Raw genomic sequence first — 540 nt, 5'->3', positions numbered from 1 at the left:
TGTTTTCATGATTTTTATGTTCCTGTTCTGTTTATTTTCCACGCAGACGCCCTCCGATATTTCCCAGTCCGGAACCTGCGGCACCGGCTGCAAATCCTCCGGCCTTGGTCGCGGTACGGTTGATGTTGCGGTTATAGTTTCCGCCACCGCCTGCCTGTACAATCCATCCGGCCACGGTCGGCACGGTAAAATATCCGATGATACCTATGAGCATGAAGATCACATATACCGAATTGGAGTTGTCCAGCGAATAGTTCGGATTGTTCTGGAGCTCCAGGATGTCGTTCTGCAGCATGAGCACCTGAATCTTAGCCAGCATACAGCTGAAAAGGTCACTCACGGGAAGCCACAGATAGACGGAAATGTAACGTGTGAACCACTGGCTGAGCGTGGACTGGAAACCGTCCCACACACTGAAGGCAAAGGCAATGGGACCAAGGATGGACAATACAACCAGAAAAAAGGTCCTTACCGTATCTATAAGCAGGGATGCCGCGGCAAAAAGCAGTTCCAGCAGACTGCGGAAGGCGTCCCGGATAT

The 540-nt window shown here is 51.3% G+C and carries 1 pseudogene; it reads right to left on the bottom strand.

The features are described from left to right. Positions 1–31 precede the first annotated feature (31 nt). Positions 32–540: pseudogene (locus I6E11_RS15540) on the bottom strand (conjugative transposon protein TraJ); the annotation flags it as partial.

This window comes from Bacteroides caecigallinarum (genome assembly GCF_021531075.1).
GTDB lineage: Bacteria > Bacteroidota > Bacteroidia > Bacteroidales > Bacteroidaceae > Phocaeicola > Phocaeicola caecigallinarum_B.
The sequence above is the reverse complement of the archived record's forward strand: the minus strand, read 5'-3'. Positions and strand labels throughout refer to the sequence as shown.